Genomic DNA, 16011 nt, shown 5'->3' on the forward strand with positions numbered 1-16011 from the left:
GGAGCTCATTATGAGCGACATCATGAGGCCGATCCCGTTTTCGCAGCTGATGAACTGGATCATCGAGGAGCACAAGACTCAGGGCGCCATCTTTGGCGTGCGCAAGATGGTCACGGCCAACCAGGAGGGCGCGCTTCCCATTTTTGACGAGCGCATCGAGACTCCGTTTGGCCCGGCCGCCGGTCCCAATACGCAGCTTGCCCAGAACATCGTGGCATCTTACGTTGCCGGTTCCCGCTTCTTTGAGCTCAAGACCGTCCAGGTTATGGACGGCGAGGAGCTCTCCAAGTGTGTGAACAAGCCCTGCATCGTGGCGCAGGACGAGTGCTACAACTGCGAGTGGTCGACCGAGCTCGAGGTTCCGCAGGCCTTTGCCGAGTACGTGAAGGCATGGTTCGCCTGCCACCTGATCGCTCGCGAGTACGGCCTGGGAAGCCCGGACGGCTTTGTCTTCAACATGTCCGTGGGCTATGACCTGGAGGGTATTAAGAGCCCCAAGGTCGATGCCTACATCGAGGGCATGAAGGATGCCAGCGGCTCCGACGTCTGGAACGAGTGCCGCGCATGGGCTCTCGCCAACCTGGACAAGTTTGAGCATGTCGACGCCGCGTTTGTCGAGTCCATCCCGGCACGCGTTTCCAACTCCATTACCGAGTCTACGCTGCATGGCTGCCCGCCGGCGGAGATTGAGCGCATCGCGACCTACCTCATCACCGAGAAGGGCCTCAATACCTACATTAAGTGCAACCCCACGCTGCTGGGCTATGAGTTTGCACGTCAGCGCCTCAACGAGCTGGGCTTTGACTACATCGTCTTCGATGACACGCACTTCCGCGAGGACCTGCAGTGGGCCGACGCCGTGCCCATGTTCGAGCGCCTGATTGCCCTGTGCGCCGAGCGCGGCCTGGAGTTTGGCGTCAAGCTGACCAACACGTTCCCCGTCGACGTGACGAGGAACGAGCTGCCCTCCACCGAGATGTACATGTCCGGTCGTTCGCTGTTCTCGCTGACCATCGAGGCTGCCCGCCGCATTACCGAGCAGTTCGATGGCAAGCTGCGCATCAGCTACTCCGGTGGCGCCACGGTCTACAACATCCGCGCCCTGTATGACGCCGGTATTTGGCCCGTCACCCTGGCGACCGACGTTCTCAAGCCCGGTGGCTACGAGCGCTTTAGCCAGATGGCCGGTGAGTTTACCGACCTGGACGGCAAGCCGTTTGAGGGCATTTCGCTCGAGGCCGTGACTGCGATCCAGACCGACTCGCTCACCAACCCGCTCTACAAGAAGCCACTGCGCCCGCTGCCCGACCGCAAGGTCGCCGGCAAGAGCCCGCTTTCCGACTGCTTTACCACGCCATGCCGCACGAGCTGCCCCATCCAGCAGGATATTCCCGCCTACCTGGCGGCCGTTGACGAGGGCCGCTACGAGGACGCACTCAACATCATCATCGAGCGCAACGCCCTGCCGTTCATTACCGGCACCATCTGCCCGCATCCCTGCGGCCGTGCCTGCGAGCGTGCGTTCTACGAGCCCGAGGGCGCCCAGATTCGCGCCAGCAAGCTCAAGGCCGCCCGCGAGGCCATGACCGCCGTGCTGCCCAAGCTGCGCGCCCAGGCTATCGCCAACGACGGCGAGCGCAACGTTGCCGTTATCGGCGGCGGCCCGGCCGGCCTGGCGACGGCGTTTTTCCTGACGCGCGCCGGCGTGCCCGTCACCATCTTTGAGGCCCGCGATTCGCTTGGCGGCGTGGTCCGTCACGTGATCCCCGAGTTCCGTATCGCCAGCGACGATATCTCGCACGACGCCGAGCTTTGCCTGGCCTTTGGTGCCAAGGTTCAGCTCAACGCCCGCGTGGAGTCCATCGACGAGCTCAAGGCCCAGGGCTTTACCGACGTGGTCGTGGCCACCGGCGCCTGGATGCCCGGCTCTGCGGGCTTAGGCGAGGGCGCCGAGCTCGACGTGCTGGAGTTCCTCGAGGCCGCCAAGAAGGGCGAGAAACTCGAGCTGGGCGAGGACGTCGTGGTTATTGGCGCCGGCAACACCGCCATGGACGCCGCCCGCGTGGCCAAGCGCCTGGCAGGCGTGAAGAACGTGCGCCTGGTGTATCGTCGCACCAAGAAGCAGATGCCCGCCGACGAGGAAGAGCTCGATCTTGCTCTTGCCGACGGCGTTGAGTTCTGCGAGCTGCTGGCGCCCAAGGCACTCAATGGCGTCGTGCTGACCTGCGACGTCATGGAGCTTGGCGAGCCGGATGCAAGCGGCCGTCGCAGCCCTGTCGCCACGGGCGAGACCGTCGATCTGCCCGCCACCACGGTGATCTGCGCCGTGGGCGAGGGCATCGATGCCAGCCTGTACGACGCCGCGGGCGTCGAGCACGACCGTCGCGGCCGCCTTGCCGCCACCTCCACCGGCGTCGAGGGCGTCTGGGCTGCGGGCGACTGCCGCCGCGGTCCCGCCACCGTGGTCGAGGCTATTGCCGACGCCGCCGAGGTCGCCCGTGCCATCGCCGGCGTGGACTTTAACAAGTACGCCGACCAGAATGCTCAAGCCGGTCGCGAGGACGCCTGCTACGAGCGCAAGGGTACGCTCTGCCGCGACAAGCGTAACTGCACCAAGACCCGCTGCCTGGGCTGCGGCTCGGTGTGCGAGGTCTGCTGCGACGTGTGCCCCAACCGCGCCAACGTTGCCATTAAGGTGCCGGGCCTGGCCAAGCACCAGGTGGTACATGTCGATGGCATGTGCAACGAGTGCGGCAACTGCGCCGTGTTCTGCCCCTACCAGGAGGGTCGTCCCTACAAGGACAAGCTCACCCTGTTCTGGAACGAACAGGACATGGAGAACTCCGAGAACGAGGGCTTCCTGGCCGTGGACGAGGACCACTTTAAGGTCCGCGTCGCCGGCACGGTCCGCACCGTCTCGGTCGATGCCGTCAACACCGGTCTTCCCGAGGCCGTCCGCCTGACCATCAAGGCCGTGCGCGACAACTATCCGTATCTCCTTAAGAAATAGGCGAGTCTCTTATGGCCAAATCCATTCAACATAACGTGGCCTACGTTGCCTGCGGAAGCGGCTGTGCTTCCGCAGGCGGCGACGCCCGCTGCAGCGAAGGCTGCATTGGCTGTGGCGCCTGCGTCACGGCCTGCCCCCACGGCGCCATTGCGCTGGTCGATGGCGTCGCCCGCGTGGATCGCTCAAAGTGCACGGGCTGTGGCCTGTGCGGCATGGCGTGCCCGCAGCGCGTGATCGCCTTCGTTCCCGGCTACCAGAACATTCTGGTGCGCTGCAACAACACCGATAAGGGCGCCATTGCGCGCAAGATCTGCGACACGAGCTGCATCGGTTGCGGCATGTGCGCCAAAAAGTGCCCCGCCGGCGCTATCCGCATTGAGGACAACTGCGCCCATATCGACGGCGCGGACTGCCTGTCGTGCGGCATGTGCGCCGTCGTCTGCCCGCATGGCGCCATCCACGACCGTACCGGCATCGCCGCCGGCGTGTAGAAGGGAATCACCATGGCACAGGAATTCACTTTTACCGTTAACGGCGTCGAGCACACGACGACCCAAAACAAGCCGCTGCTGCGCTACCTGCGCGACGACCTGCATATTCACTCCGCCAAGGACGGCTGCTCCGAGGGCGCGTGCGGTACCTGCACCATCCACGTGGACGGTGCGGCCGTCAAGGCCTGTGTGCTGACCACCGCCCTTGCCGCCGGCCGTAACATCGTGACCGTCGAGGGCCTGCCCGAGGACGTGCGCGAGGCCTTTGTGTACGCCTTTGGCGCCGTGGGCGCCGTGCAGTGCGGTTTTTGCATCCCCGGCATGGTCATGGCGGGTGCAGCGCTCATCGCCGAGGATCCCGAGCCCACCGAGGAGCAGATCAAGTACGCCATTCGCGGCAATGTCTGCCGCTGCACCGGCTACAAAAAGATTATCGAGGGCATCTCGCTGGCCGCTGCGGTGCTCCGCGGCGAAAAGCAGATCGACGAGGACCTGGAGCGCGGCGATGACTACGGCGTGGGCAAGCGCACCTTCCGTATCGACGTGCGCAAGAAGGTGCTCGGCGAGGGCAAGTATCCCGACGACATCGACGAGCTCGATCAGCCGGGTCTGACCTACGCCAGCGCCGTGCGCTCCAAGTATCCGCGCGCCCGCGTGCTCTCCATCGATACCTCCAAGGCCGAGGCCCTGCCCGGTGTGGTGGGCATCCTGCGCGCCGAGGACGTGCCGGTCAACCAGGTCGGCCACCTTATCCAGGACTGGGACGTCATGATTGCCCAGGGCGATATCACCCGCTGCGTGGGTGACGCCATTGTGCTGGTGGTCGCCGAGGACGAAGCGACGCTCGAGAAGGCCAAGAAGCTCGTAAAGATTGATTACGAGCCGCTGGAGCCCGTGCGTAACATTGTCGAGGCCAAGGCTGCCGACGCCCCGCGCCTGCACGACAGCTTCTTTGCCTTTGGCAACACGGTGGAGCTCAAGGACAACGTGTGTCAGAGCCGCCATGTGACGCGCGGCGACGCCGCCAAGGCGCTGGCAGAGAGCGCGTTTACCGTGACGCAGCGCTTTACCACGCCCTTTACCGAGCATGCCTTCTTGGAGCCCGAGTGCGCCGTTGCCTTCCCGTACAAGAACGGCGTCAAGGTGCAGTCGACCGACCAGGGTGCCTACGACACGCGCAAAGAGTGTGCCCACATGTTTGGCTGGGACAACGAGCCCGAGCGCGTGGTCGTCGAGACCATGCTCGTGGGCGGCGGCTTTGGCGGTAAGGAGGACGTTTCGGTCCAGCACCTGGCCGCGCTCGCCGCATATAAGTTCCAGCGTCCTGTGAAGTGCAAGCTCACGCGTGCCGAGTCGCTCGCGTTCCATCCCAAGCGCCACGCCATGGACGGCACCTTTACGCTGGGCTGCGACGCCGAGGGCAACTTTACCGGCCTGGACTGCGAGATCAACTTTGATACCGGCGCCTACGCTTCGCTGTGCGGCCCGGTGCTCGAGCGCGCCTGCACGCATGCCGTTGGCCCCTACAAGTACCAGAACACCGACATTCGCGGTTTTGGCTACTACACCAACAACCCGCCCGCCGGCGCGTACCGCGGCTTTGGCGTTTGCCAGTCCGAGTTTGCGCTCGAGAGCCTGATTGACTTGCTGGCAGAGAAGGTCGGCCTGGATCCGTGGGAGATTCGTTACCGTAATGCTATCGAGCCGGGCGAGGTTTTGCCCAACGGCCAAATTGCCGACTGCTCCACGGCGCTTAAGGAGACGCTGCTCGAGGTCAAGGATGCCTACTACGCGCATCCCGGCCACGCCGGCATTGCCTGCGCCATGAAGAATGCCGGCGTGGGCGTGGGCCTGCCCGATGCCGGTCGCTGCAAGATTCGCGTCGAGGATGGCGTGGCTGTGGTCTATGCCGCCACGTCCGACATCGGCCAGGGCTGCAACACGGTCTTTTTGCAGGACGTTGCCGAGGCCTGCGGTCTGCCGCTTCGCTGCATTGCCAACGGCGAGTGCTCCACCGAGAACGCTCCCGATTCCGGCACCACGTCTGGTTCGCGTCAGACGGTCGTGACCGGCGAGGCCGTGCGCGGTGCCGCCTTCCTGCTGCGCGACGCCATGGTTGGCATCGAGGCCGGCAAGCCTGCGCCCGCCGCTCCGGTGAGCGCGCATGGCGACGGCGTCAAGATCGAGTACGACGACGGTCGCGCCTACCAGCTGCGCACACAGGAACTCGTCGCCGGCCAGGGTATGCATCCTCAGGACCCTGCGGCCACCATCAAGGCGCTCGAGGGATGCGAGTTTGGCTACGTGTATCTGGAGCCGACCGACAAGCTGGGCGCCGATGTTCCCAACCCCAAGAGCCACATCTGCTACGGTTTTGCCACACATGTGGTCATTCTGGATGATGACGGCCGCGTGAGCGAGGTCTATGCCGCGCACGATTCCGGCAAGGTGGTCAATCCCATCTCCATCCAGGGTCAGATCGAAGGCGGCGTGCTCATGGGTATGGGCTATGCGCTTACCGAGGACTGGCCGCTCAAGGACTGCGTACCCCAGGCCAGGTACGGTACGCTCGGGCTGTTCCGTGCGCCCGAGATTCCGAATATCCACGCCATCTACGTGGAGAAGGACGAGCTGTTGCCCGTGGCATACGGCGGCAAGGGCATCGGCGAGATCGCAACGATTCCCACGGCGCCCGCCGTGCAGAACGCCTACCGCGCGTTCGACGGCAAGCTGCGTCCGGATCTTCCCATGGTGGATACGCCCTACAGCCGCGCCCGTCACCGCGGGTAGGGTAGGACGCGCACGGCCATTGCTGACGGGCTGTTCGCGCACAACACCAACTGCATACGCTGCACCTTTGGCCCCGGCTCCATCGCGAGCCGGGGCCTTTTGTTTGGAGCGGAGGCAGCATCCCGGAATCCGCGCCTGGAATGGGATGCGCTTTCCGGAACAGCTCTCAAGCGGAAATTGCATCCCGGAATCGACGCTCAGAATGGGATGCACTTTCCGGTAGAGCCTCTAGCGGAAAGCGTGTCCCGGAATTCGGCTCCAGAGTGGGATGCGCTTTCCGGTTGGAGCTTCAAACGGAAACTGCGTCCCGGAATTTCGCTTCAGAGTGGGATGTCGTTTCCGGCTGAACCCTCTGGCGGAAAGTCCATCCCAGAATTGACGCTCGAAGTGGGACACGGTTTCCGGATTGGCCCTCAGCGGAAAATGTATCCCAGTTTGAGCGTCTATTCCGGGATGCCGTTTCCGCTGAGAGCTTCATCCGGAAAGTCTGTCCCGTTCTGAGCCTCGATTATGGGATGCGCTTTCCGCTAGGCATGCCATATGGAAAGCGCATCCCGTTTTGAGCACTCAATCTGGGTCCTGGTTTCCGCGGGTGCTACCAACCGGAAAGTGTGTCCCGGTTTGGTAGGCAGACGGGCATAAGCTCAGCAGCCCCTACAGCTCTACCTCGTTGAGCCATGTCGGCAGCGCGGTCTGCCGGATGCCTGCCGTCTGCAGCTTTTTCGCGAGCGTGCCTGTCGAACGGACTTCGTTCATGGTAAAGCGCAGCAAGGGATGACCGTAAAGCGATAGGTGTGCCTCGCGCTGGCGTTCGGAAACGAGTGCCTCGGCGGTGGTGCGCCCGGCTAGCATGGTCTGGTCGGTATATTTGACAAGCCCGTCGAGTTCGCCAAGCGTGAGCTCCCTGGCTTGACGCTCCCAGGCAAAATCCGTTCGCATGCTTTCGGTCGAATCGAAGGGATCCGTTAGCTCGTATTGAAGTTGGTCGGGTGCAAAGCCGGTCTCAATCATGACAGCGCGGGCGACAGATTCCCCGCCGCTCTCGGCGCGCGCGTCAGCATATTGGAGCGTGGTGAGGGCCGTGCGCACCGCGCGACCGTTGCGAGCGCCCGCTCGTTTTTCAACTGCTCCCATCAGCTGCTCTCGCGGTAGGCCGAGCTTTGAGATCGCCGAATCGGCAATGGGCATGCCATCGGCAAAACCGGTCTGCAGCAGGCAATCCGTTACCGTTTGGATGGGCGGCGTTACCGATGTACCGGATAGACGGATTGCTCCGGCCGGCTCGATCTGATGCCGCTGAATATGCGCGCCCGGGCGAGCCGACGGCTTTGTCGAGCTGCAGACATGCGCAACATTCAGGTGTCGCCACGAGACCTCGAGCTCCAGCAGACAGGCGGCCGAAAACGAGCAGAACGTCCAATCGGGGTGGATGATCGCAAGGGCGCGAATAATCTCGCAATGACGCTGTGCCCGGTTGAGTTCATCCCAGCGCGTTTTTCGCGCAAACAGCCCCGGTATGGGCGAAGCGACCGTGACGCCCGTGCGCCGAAGGAGCGCTTTGCGGATTGCCGTGCTCGGGGGAATCAGACAGCGCCCCTCCTGCTGGCTTGAGTGAGCAGTTGGTCGATGATTTGGTCGTTGCAATGCGCCATGGGCTACCGCCTCCTTTTTTGGGGTGGCAAAAACGTATCAGCCGGAACTTGCCGCTCAACTGACCAAAAGCTGACCAAAATCTAACCATGCAGGTAGATGGCTTGGTTTTGACGTCACTTTTTGAAGCCGAATCGGTGGGCGGCAATCGACATCCGTGAACGGTAGCTAGTTATGAAGCCTTGGTAAGTTTCGGGACGTGTACTTTTTCGAAAAAGAGCAATCTATCTGCTGTTTTGTGTTTCTGGATCGCATAATTTGAAGGCATGTGATAAAGGCGGCGGATCGTCGACTGGTATCTGCGGAAACTGTGACCCAGATTTCGGCCCCAGGGTGGGATGCCGTTTCCGGATCGGGCCTCAAACGGAAATTGCATCCCGGAACGAGCGCTCAGAGCGGGATGAACTTTCCCAACGGGGCCGCAGGCGGAAATTGCGTCCCGGATTCAAGCCTCAGAACGGGACGCGCTTTCCGGATGGCATGTTTGGCGGAAACTACGGCCCAGTTTTTGGCTCCAGAACGGGATACATTTTCCGGAACGGTCCACGTGCGGTGGTGTACCGCCCCTTTCGTGTGCGCCGCTTGTCGAATTACGTTATAGCTAGCTATATTATAGGAAGGTATAATATAGCTAGCTATAACGCAAAGGAAGGATGGCCCTATGTTTATCGGAAGAACAGTGGAAATGTCCGAGCTCAATCGACTGTATGGCACGGGCTCCTTTGAGATGCCTGTGATTTACGGCCGCCGTCGCGTGGGCAAAACGCGTCTTATCACAGAGTTTATCCAAGGCAAGAAGGCTATTTACTTTCAAGCTCGTCGTACCAATGCAGAGGCAAACCTGCATGGCTTTAGCCAGGCGATACTTGCGGGCTCCGTTGGTGTTGCTGGCGTGTCGTTTCGTAGTTTTGACGAGGCGTTCGATGCGTTGGCTACCATGGCTCGCACGGAACGTTTGATTGTCGTGATCGACGAGTATCCTTATCTCGCCCAATCGAATCCCGAGATCAGCTCGTTGCTGCAAGACAAGATCGATCACTTGTACAAAGAGACCAAGCTTATGCTTATCCTGTGCGGGTCGTCGCTTTCGTTTATGGAAGAGCAGGTGTTGGGCTACGAGAGTCCGCTATACGGTAGGCGTACGGCCCAGTTTAAAATCATGCCGCTCGATTTTATGACGACCCTCGGCCTGTGGCAGAGCATGGGTCGCGAAGACGCTGCAGTTTGCTATGGCATGACGGGTGGCATTCCTGCATATATCGAGAAAGTCGATCCTGCCGCACCGCTCAAGGACAACATCAAACGTCTTTTTCTTACTCCTACGGGCTATCTCTTTGAGGAGCCGAGTAACCTGCTATTGCAGGAGTGCCGCAATCCCGAGCAATATGATGCGATCGTGCAAGCAATTGCTCAGGGGCGCTCGAAGATCTCGGAGATTGCGAGCTCTACGGGAATCCCTGCGAGCAACGTAAAGAGCTATGTGGATAAGCTGGCGTCGCTTGGGATTGTCGAGCGCGAGCTGCCCCTAAACGAGACGAGTAATAAGCGAGCCGTGTATCTGCTGAGCGATCAGATGTTTAGGTTCTGGTACAAGTTTGTTCCGCAGAACATCGGGCTGATTCAAAACGATATGGCCGAGATGGCGTATAAGCGCATTGAGCCACACGTATCGGATTACATGGGTACGGTCTTTGAGCTTATATGCAGACAATACGTGTACGAACTCGCGCGCGCGGGCCAGCTCGATGTGGTTCCGGCGAGCGTCGGGCGCTGGTGGGGGACGGATAATCGCACGCATACGCAGGAAGAAATCGACTTGATTGTTGACGATGGCGAGAGCACTGCTCTGTTTGCGGAGTGCAAATGGCGCAATGAACCGGTGGGCGAAGACGTGCTGCAAAAGCTCGTGTACCGAAGCGAGCTCTTTAGGCGGCAACGAAAAAGCTATGCACTTTTCTCAAAAAGCGGCTTTACACAGGGATGTTGGGATGCCGCGGAGAGCAGGGGAGGCGTTAGGCTGATCTCGTTTGCCGAGATGTGAGGGCGGGGTAGCTCTGCTCGAGGGCAAGAGCCTGTCCTCGAATTGCTGGAATAGGGCCCCTTCTTTTGTCGTGTTGGCTGCCTGCGGAATGCCGGCGGAAAGCGTGTCCCGGATTATAGCTCCAGAGTGGGATGGCCTTTCCGGATCGGCCCCTCGCGGAAAATGCATTCCGGAATGAGCGCTCAGACTGGGACGCATTTTCCGGATCGGCCTTCAAGCGGAAACTACGTCCCGGATTCAAGCCTCGGAATGGGACGCGCTTTCCGGATGGGCTTCAAGCGGAAACTGTGTCCCAGAATCGACATGGCTTCAAGTGGAAAGCGCGTCTTAGAATGCCGCGCCGGCGTTTTTGGCGGTCGTGGTTGGAAAGGGGAGCATTGCCTACACACGCGACGACGGCGTGGCGGTGATCCCCATGGCGGCACTTGGGGCGTAGTGGTTTTGCGGGGCGTCGGGCTTCCTTTACCGAAAATCCATTTGGTAAACCAGATGCTCGCGGATAGAATAAAGTTGACGGCAGCCCAAGTGGTGAAGAGCTGGGCAGCGCCGTTGCTTGGTCAAGAGGTCAATGCCTTAATGGCAGCGACTTGTTATGCTTCGAATGCTGCTTGAGTGCCTCGGAAAGTTCGATAAGCGCCGTGAAGAGCGAGACCAAAGCAACCAAGAGCTCTACGAGCTCTGATGGGCCCGGGATGACCTCTGATTCAAGTCACCGGGCCTCAATCTTTTTCATGCATTTGAATAGAGTGGGCGACTCTCTTGGGGCCGTCTGCATGGCGTGTGCTTGACGCATGGTATTGCGCCCCGCTTTCATGTCCGCACGGGCGCCTATCCTTACGGCAATGTAGCCGCCTATGTAGCAAGCGGCAGGCAACGGAGAAAGGCCCTAACCGTGTCAGCTGAAAAGACGCCGTGTATCTCGGCTATCGATACGACGAACTTTGCGCGCCAGATTGTGCTGGACTTTGAGTTTGCGCCGGTGCCAAAGCAACGCCAGCGCCGTGGGCTGCGCAATGAGATCATCGAGGTCGGCGCCGTCAAGCTCGATTACCACGGCAACGTTATGGGCGAGTTCTCGCAGTTTGTGCAGACGGAATTTACCGAAGGCGTTGCGTATCCCGTCCGCGAGCTCACAGGGATATCGGCTGTGGACACCGCGATGGCCGATCCGCTCTGCATGGTGATCAAAAGGCTCAGCGACTGGATCGGTCGCTACTCCGCCCAGGTGGTTTGCTGGAGTGGGGCGGATCGTCGACAGCTTTTGACCGAGTGCCAGGCAAAGCACATCGACCTTTCCGCATTTCCTACGGACTGGGCCGACCTGCAGGCGTTTTACACCTCGATCATGGACGTTGGCAGCCACGGGCGCGTCTCTTTGAGTGACGCGGCGACGTGGTTTGGCATCGAGTTCGACGAGTCGACGGGCCACGCTCACAGTGCCCTAGCCGATGCGCGCGTGACCGCCAAGCTGCTCAAGCAGATGATGGACGGGGACTATCACGTGAGTCCGCACGCCCAGGAGATCCGCCAGCGGTGGGGGATGGGCGAGCGAGCCCAGACGCGCCTTACCAGTAAGTGCCCCGAGCTGGGCGACCTTCTGTTGAAGCTGAAGGCGGAGGGGAGGTAGGCCTTTTGAGAACGCCATTCGGTTTGGCATGGCGGGACTGTAAGCGCGACTTCGCCCTGCTGTTTGAATCGAAGCGTCAACCAGTATGGCGAGCTGTCTGGTCTGTCTGCCTACGCCCCCGCAATCTCACGCGAAGCACTCAGCAGCTCGTACTCCCTCTGGCTCCACTGGTGCAGTCTCGTCGCGTTGACGGCATCACGACACAAGTCCAAAAACACCTCGGCTCCCTCGCAGAAGCACTCGCGGGCAAAGGCGCCGGATCCGTCCGCAACGCACTTGCCGTCGGCAAAGAGCTTCCAGCTGGACGGCTCGCGCGAGTCGTCTCCGAGCAGCTTGATCTGCAGTACGTGCGGGTTGCCAGCAGCACAGAGCTCTTCCTCGAGCTTCTGTACCGTAAAGCGCATCTGGTGGGAGAGGCTGCTCTTGACCATGGTCGAGGCGTAGCCATTTGGCTTATCCAGAAGATGCATGTGATTCGGTTTGACGACCAGATTGTGGAAGTTGCGCTCGCTGCGCACGGAGAAATTGTCCATACGGACTCCTTTCATCGATGTTGGCAGGGCCACCGTGCCTCTTGGCCGGTTGGCGTCGGGATCGTGGAGCCAACTCTCTACCCCGACTCTGGATAAAACGCGCCCACTCCTTGCGGGCACGATGGAGTCTATCAGCGCGCGCGGACAGAAATCAAGCGCCGCCTGCGAAATGATGTGCAGACGGCGCTTGATTACGCGGCAATTATTCGGCAAACATCCGGAAAAGTGTCGAAATCAGCCGTATGAAAGTACGGAAAAGTGTCAAATTCGAGCCGCCCAAATTACGGAAAAGTGTCGAAATGGGCGCGTGGAAATCACGGAAAAGTGTAAAACCGCACGTAAACAGGGGTGCGGCATAGCTTATGTTCCAACCTAGCTGTTGGGGTCGCCCTTGAGGGTGTTGATGTCCAGGTGTTGGTTGTCGTCCTCTTTTTGCTGCGTTGCCGATTCGGACGCGGTGGGGCCGCGGAATAGCTGGAATCCCTCAAATGCAATCACGCCGAGCAGAGCGATGATGATGGCGATAAAGACAACCTTTGCCGCCTGCGAAAACTCCGAAAAGCGCGGCGGTTCTTCTTCGGTGTGGTAATCGGCAGCGCGCTTATCGTCGGTGCCGTGGGTATACGACGATGCCGAGGCTGCCTTTACGCTCGCTTGGTTGTAATCGGGAGCGGGCGTGGCGGCAAACGGGTCGCGAGAATAGCCGCTCGACGTTTGGCCGTAATCCTCGGTTTCGATGTGGCCGGCGCGAGCCTGTTCGCTCGGGCGGTTGGCGTACGCTGCGGTGTTGTCGTATGCGGAGTCGCGTTCCTCGACAGCTGCAAACAGGGGGTTGACCGGAATGTTGAGCGCAGGCATGCCACCCGAGGTCTCGTCCAGATCTGCCGCCGCCCAGGAATCAAAGGCAAACTGGCGGTTGGAAAGATCATCCAGATCCATGACAGGCGGCTCGAGCTCGGGCTCGGGAGCCGTGTATGCCGGCTGCTGCGGGGCAGCGTAGCGAATCGTGCTGTCTGCCGTGGGGCGCTGTGCCGCTGCAGCGAGAAACGCCGCCGTCTCGGACGGATCGCTGGCAGGACGGGGTGCAGGGGCGGCTTTGCGCGTCGCCTGCACGATGGGACGGGTGGCAAAGTCGTCCGCGGGCACGGATGCCGGCGCGGGCGTGGCGGAAGGTACGGGCTTTGAACTTGTCGGGCGAACTCCGCCGCCCATGAGTTCCTCGGCGGTCCAGGGGCGGTCGCTCATTACGTCGTCGAGGCTCAGCGCAAAAAGGCCCTCTTCGCCCTCGTCAAACGCGTGTTTCGCATGCCTGGCGCCAGAAGCGGTGCCTCCGCGGCCGTTGCGTGATGCGTTGCTCGACCCCATCTTGTTCCATCCTTTCGAAATACTCGCATTCATCGATTATATGGAACTTCCCAAGCGGCTCGGTCTTGGATTCGTGCTTTCCAGAACTCGCGCCCAAAAGGGGAGGGGCAATCCAGGCGAGTGCCTACTTGTCGCCGGCCGCCGCCTTGGCCTCATTGAGGTAGCTATAGAAGCTGTACTTTGAGATGCCAAAGAACTCGCAGGCGCGCTCGCTCGACTTGGAAATGAGAAAGGCGCCGCGACGGTCGAGGTAGCCAATGGCACGAATGCGCTCGTCTTTGGTCATGAGTGCCGCGGGCTTGCCCACAAACTGTTCGCACTCGCGCAGCAGATCTTCGAGCAGGTCGCCGATGTTTTTGGTAATGGGCTCGGGCTCGGTGTATCCCTTGTCGCCCGTGCCGGTGAGCGCGTCGAGCGAGCGCTCAAAAGCCTTCATGAGCGTAATGTCAAAGTTAATGCCCAAAATGCCGACGGGCTTGCCCTCGTCGTTGCGGATAAAGATGGTCGAGGACTTGAGCAGCTTGCCATCGGCGGTTTTGGTGAGGTATGGCTCGCGGTCGTGCACGTCGGCGGTGCCCTCGTGCATGGACTCAAGCACAATATGGCTGGGACCGTCACCTAGTTTGCGTCCGCTGACGTGGCCGTTTTCGATCACTACGATGGAGTGGTCCACGTCCTCGGTCTCCAAGTCGTGGACGACGACTTCGCAGTTGGGGCCAAACTGGAGCGCCAGGCCGTGTGCAAGGCGCTTGTAAAACTCTATCTGTGCGGGGGTCATGGGTGCCTTCCTAAAAATTAGTTTGGGCTCACTTTGCCATAAACCCCACTTGTTCGCAAATAACGAAAACGTCGCTGCGTTATGTAACCGTTCGGCGGCGAAAAGGTACCGATTACGGCAACAAACAATTTGTTAGGTTTGCCAATCAAAAAGTGTGATAGAACAGTGCTAACAAACTTTTTGTTTGGCATCCACATAAAAGTTCAGTCGCATGAATGGGAATGGGCTGAAACGCGTATGCGGGGGCCGGCAAGAGAGGACTTAAGGAGTTCACCGTATGGCCGATAAGATCCAGTGGGCGGGCAACACGATGCCCAAGAGCGATGACAAGCACTTGGGAATCATGAGCCTCGACCACGTGAAGAAGGCCCGTGCCTTCCACCAGTCGTTCCCCCAGTACACCGTCACTCCGCTTGCCCGCCTGGATGGCCAGGCTGCACGCCTGGGCCTGTCCAACCTGTGCGTTAAGGACGAGAGCTATCGCTTTGGCCTCAACGCCTTTAAGGTCCTGGGCGGTTCGTTTGCCATGGCCAACTACATTGCCGACGAGACCGGCAAGGACGTTGCCGACTGCACCTTCGATTACCTGACTTCCGATCAGCTTGCCAAGGACTTTGGCCAGGCCACCTTCTTTACCGCCACCGACGGCAACCATGGCCGCGGCGTGGCATGGGCTGCCAATAAGCTGGGCCAGAAGGCCGTCGTGCACATGCCCAAGGGTTCCACCAAGCCCCGCTTCGACAACATCGCCGCCGAGGGCGCCACGGTGACCATCGAAGAGGTCAACTACGACGAGTGCGTGCGCATGGCCGCCGCCGAGGCCGACGCCTGCGAGCGCGGCGTTATCGTTCAGGACACCGCCTGGGAGGGCTACGAGAAGATTCCGTCTTGGATCATGGAGGGCTACGGCACCATGGCTTCCGAGGCTGCCGAGCAGCTGCGCGAGATGGCCATCAACCGCCCGACGCATGTCTTTGTCCAGGCTGGCGTAGGCTCGCTCGCCGGCGCCGTGGTGGGCTACTTCACTAACCTGTATCCCGATAACCCGCCCACCTTTGTCGTGGTCGAGTGCGCTCCGGCCGCCTGCCTGTACAAGGGCGCTGCCGCCGGCGACGGCGACCCGCGCATCGTGGACGGCGACATGCCCTCCATCATGGCCGGCCTGTGCTGTGGCGAGCCCAACATCCTGGGCTGGGATATCCTGCGCAACCACGCTACCGCCTTCGTGTCCTGCCCCGACTGGGTCACCGCTCGCGGCATGCGCACCCTGGGCGCTCCCGAGAAGGGCGACCCGCGCGTCATCTCCGGCGAGTCCGGCGCGGTGACCACCGGCCTGGTCGAGACCCTCATGCTCGATCCCGAGTACGCCGAGCTCAAGGAGCTCATCGGCCTGGACAAGACGAGCTCCGTGCTCTGCTTCTCCACCGAGGGCGACACCGATCCGGAGCAGTACCGTCGCATCGTCTGGGAGGGCGAGTACCCCACCTGCTAGCAGACTGACCTGTCCGGAGGCAGCCGGAGGACTTTACTCCCTGCTCGGACAGTCCTGCTCGCACGGAGAGCACATTAAGTGCTCTCCGGCTCGTGCGGAACTCGCGACGGAGCAAAGTCCTCCGTCCGCCTCCTATGGTTACTTGCTTGTGGGGTGCTCAACCTCACGCTGCTTGGCACAAGTGATCTATCTGAAATATCTACCTGTAGGTAAACCCTTGTAGAAAGGTTGACT

Annotated in this window: 10 protein-coding genes and 1 riboswitch; of the genes, 6 read left to right on the forward strand and 4 right to left on the reverse strand. The window is 60.9% G+C overall.

Translation table 11 applies throughout. The features are described from left to right. Window positions 1-10 precede the first annotated feature (10 nt). From ygfK to xdh, 3 genes are read left to right on the forward strand one after another with little or no spacing between them, the layout of a single operon-like run. A complete protein-coding gene (ygfK, locus tag ACEXKH_RS00205) occupies window positions 11-3010 on the forward strand; it encodes a putative selenate reductase subunit YgfK (RefSeq protein ID WP_373572648.1) in 3000 nt (999 codons plus the stop codon). Window positions 3011-3021: 11 nt separating this feature from the next. Then, window positions 3022-3501 (forward strand): 4Fe-4S binding protein, encoded by a 480-nt coding sequence (locus tag ACEXKH_RS00210; RefSeq protein WP_035137469.1) that lies wholly within the window; start codon window positions 3022-3024, stop codon window positions 3499-3501. A gap of 12 nt (window positions 3502-3513) precedes the next feature. Beyond that, complete coding sequence (gene xdh, locus ACEXKH_RS00215; protein WP_373572649.1) at window positions 3514-6291, forward strand: selenium-dependent xanthine dehydrogenase; 2778 nt, start codon at window positions 3514-3516, stop codon at window positions 6289-6291. A 654-nt stretch (window positions 6292-6945) separates the two neighbouring features. On the opposite strand, the gene ACEXKH_RS00220 is transcribed toward xdh, so the two are convergent. Next, complete coding sequence (locus ACEXKH_RS00220; RefSeq protein WP_373572650.1) at window positions 6946-7935, reverse strand: hypothetical protein; 990 nt, start codon at window positions 7933-7935, stop codon at window positions 6946-6948. Window positions 7936-8602: 667 nt separating this feature from the next. Here ACEXKH_RS00220 and ACEXKH_RS00225 point away from each other — a divergent pair. Together ACEXKH_RS00225 and ACEXKH_RS00230 are read left to right on the forward strand one after the other, a co-directional pair. Further along, window positions 8603-9982, forward strand: coding sequence for an ATP-binding protein (locus ACEXKH_RS00225; RefSeq protein WP_373572651.1), 1380 nt, complete (start codon window positions 8603-8605; stop codon window positions 9980-9982). Between the two features lie 892 nt (window positions 9983-10874). Then, window positions 10875-11609, forward strand: a complete 735-nt coding sequence (locus tag ACEXKH_RS00230) for an exonuclease domain-containing protein (protein ID WP_373572652.1) — start codon at window positions 10875-10877, stop codon at window positions 11607-11609. 110 nt (window positions 11610-11719) lie between these two features. Here the strand turns inward: ACEXKH_RS00230 and ACEXKH_RS00235 are convergent, their stop codons facing one another. From ACEXKH_RS00235 to ACEXKH_RS00245, 3 genes are all read right to left on the reverse strand, one after another. Continuing rightward, on the reverse strand, window positions 11720-12142 hold the full coding sequence (locus ACEXKH_RS00235; protein ID WP_373572653.1) for a hypothetical protein: 423 nt from the start codon (window positions 12140-12142) through the stop codon (window positions 11720-11722). 8 nt (window positions 12143-12150) lie between these two features. Further along, a riboswitch (SAM riboswitch) is annotated at window positions 12151-12241 on the reverse strand. Between the two features lie 273 nt (window positions 12242-12514). Continuing rightward, on the reverse strand, window positions 12515-13507 hold the full coding sequence (locus ACEXKH_RS00240) for a hypothetical protein (protein WP_373572654.1): 993 nt from the start codon (window positions 13505-13507) through the stop codon (window positions 12515-12517). 124 nt (window positions 13508-13631) lie between these two features. After that, entirely contained in the window at window positions 13632-14285 is a 654-nt protein-coding gene (locus tag ACEXKH_RS00245) for a helix-turn-helix transcriptional regulator (RefSeq protein ID WP_346963628.1), read from the reverse strand. A gap of 277 nt (window positions 14286-14562) precedes the next feature. Here ACEXKH_RS00245 and dpaL point away from each other — a divergent pair, with 277 nt between their 5' ends. Further along, window positions 14563-15777, forward strand: a complete 1215-nt coding sequence (gene dpaL / locus ACEXKH_RS00250; RefSeq protein WP_373572655.1) for a diaminopropionate ammonia-lyase — start codon at window positions 14563-14565, stop codon at window positions 15775-15777. The last annotated feature ends 234 nt before the right edge of the window (window positions 15778-16011 follow it).

It is taken from the genome of Collinsella aerofaciens ATCC 25986 (assembly GCF_964259375.1).
Classification (GTDB): domain Bacteria; phylum Actinomycetota; class Coriobacteriia; order Coriobacteriales; family Coriobacteriaceae; genus Collinsella; species Collinsella aerofaciens_BO.

What these genes read in the sequence shown, in the direction of transcription:
- ygfK (WP_373572648.1), top strand. Translation starts at nt 11, where the DNA reads ATGAGCGACATCATGAGGCCGATCCCGTTTTCGCAGCTGATGAACTGG.
- ACEXKH_RS00210 (WP_035137469.1), top strand. Translation starts at nt 3,022, where the DNA reads ATGGCCAAATCCATTCAACATAACGTGGCCTACGTTGCCTGCGGAAGC.
- xdh (WP_373572649.1), top strand. Translation starts at nt 3,514, where the DNA reads ATGGCACAGGAATTCACTTTTACCGTTAACGGCGTCGAGCACACGACG.
- ACEXKH_RS00225 (WP_373572651.1), top strand. Translation starts at nt 8,603, where the DNA reads ATGTTTATCGGAAGAACAGTGGAAATGTCCGAGCTCAATCGACTGTAT.
- ACEXKH_RS00235 (WP_373572653.1), bottom strand. Translation starts at nt 12,142, where the DNA reads ATGGACAATTTCTCCGTGCGCAGCGAGCGCAACTTCCACAATCTGGTC.
- ACEXKH_RS00240 (WP_373572654.1), bottom strand. Translation starts at nt 13,507, where the DNA reads ATGGGGTCGAGCAACGCATCACGCAACGGCCGCGGAGGCACCGCTTCT.
- ACEXKH_RS00245 (WP_346963628.1), bottom strand. Translation starts at nt 14,285, where the DNA reads ATGACCCCCGCACAGATAGAGTTTTACAAGCGCCTTGCACACGGCCTG.
- dpaL (WP_373572655.1), top strand. Translation starts at nt 14,563, where the DNA reads ATGGCCGATAAGATCCAGTGGGCGGGCAACACGATGCCCAAGAGCGAT.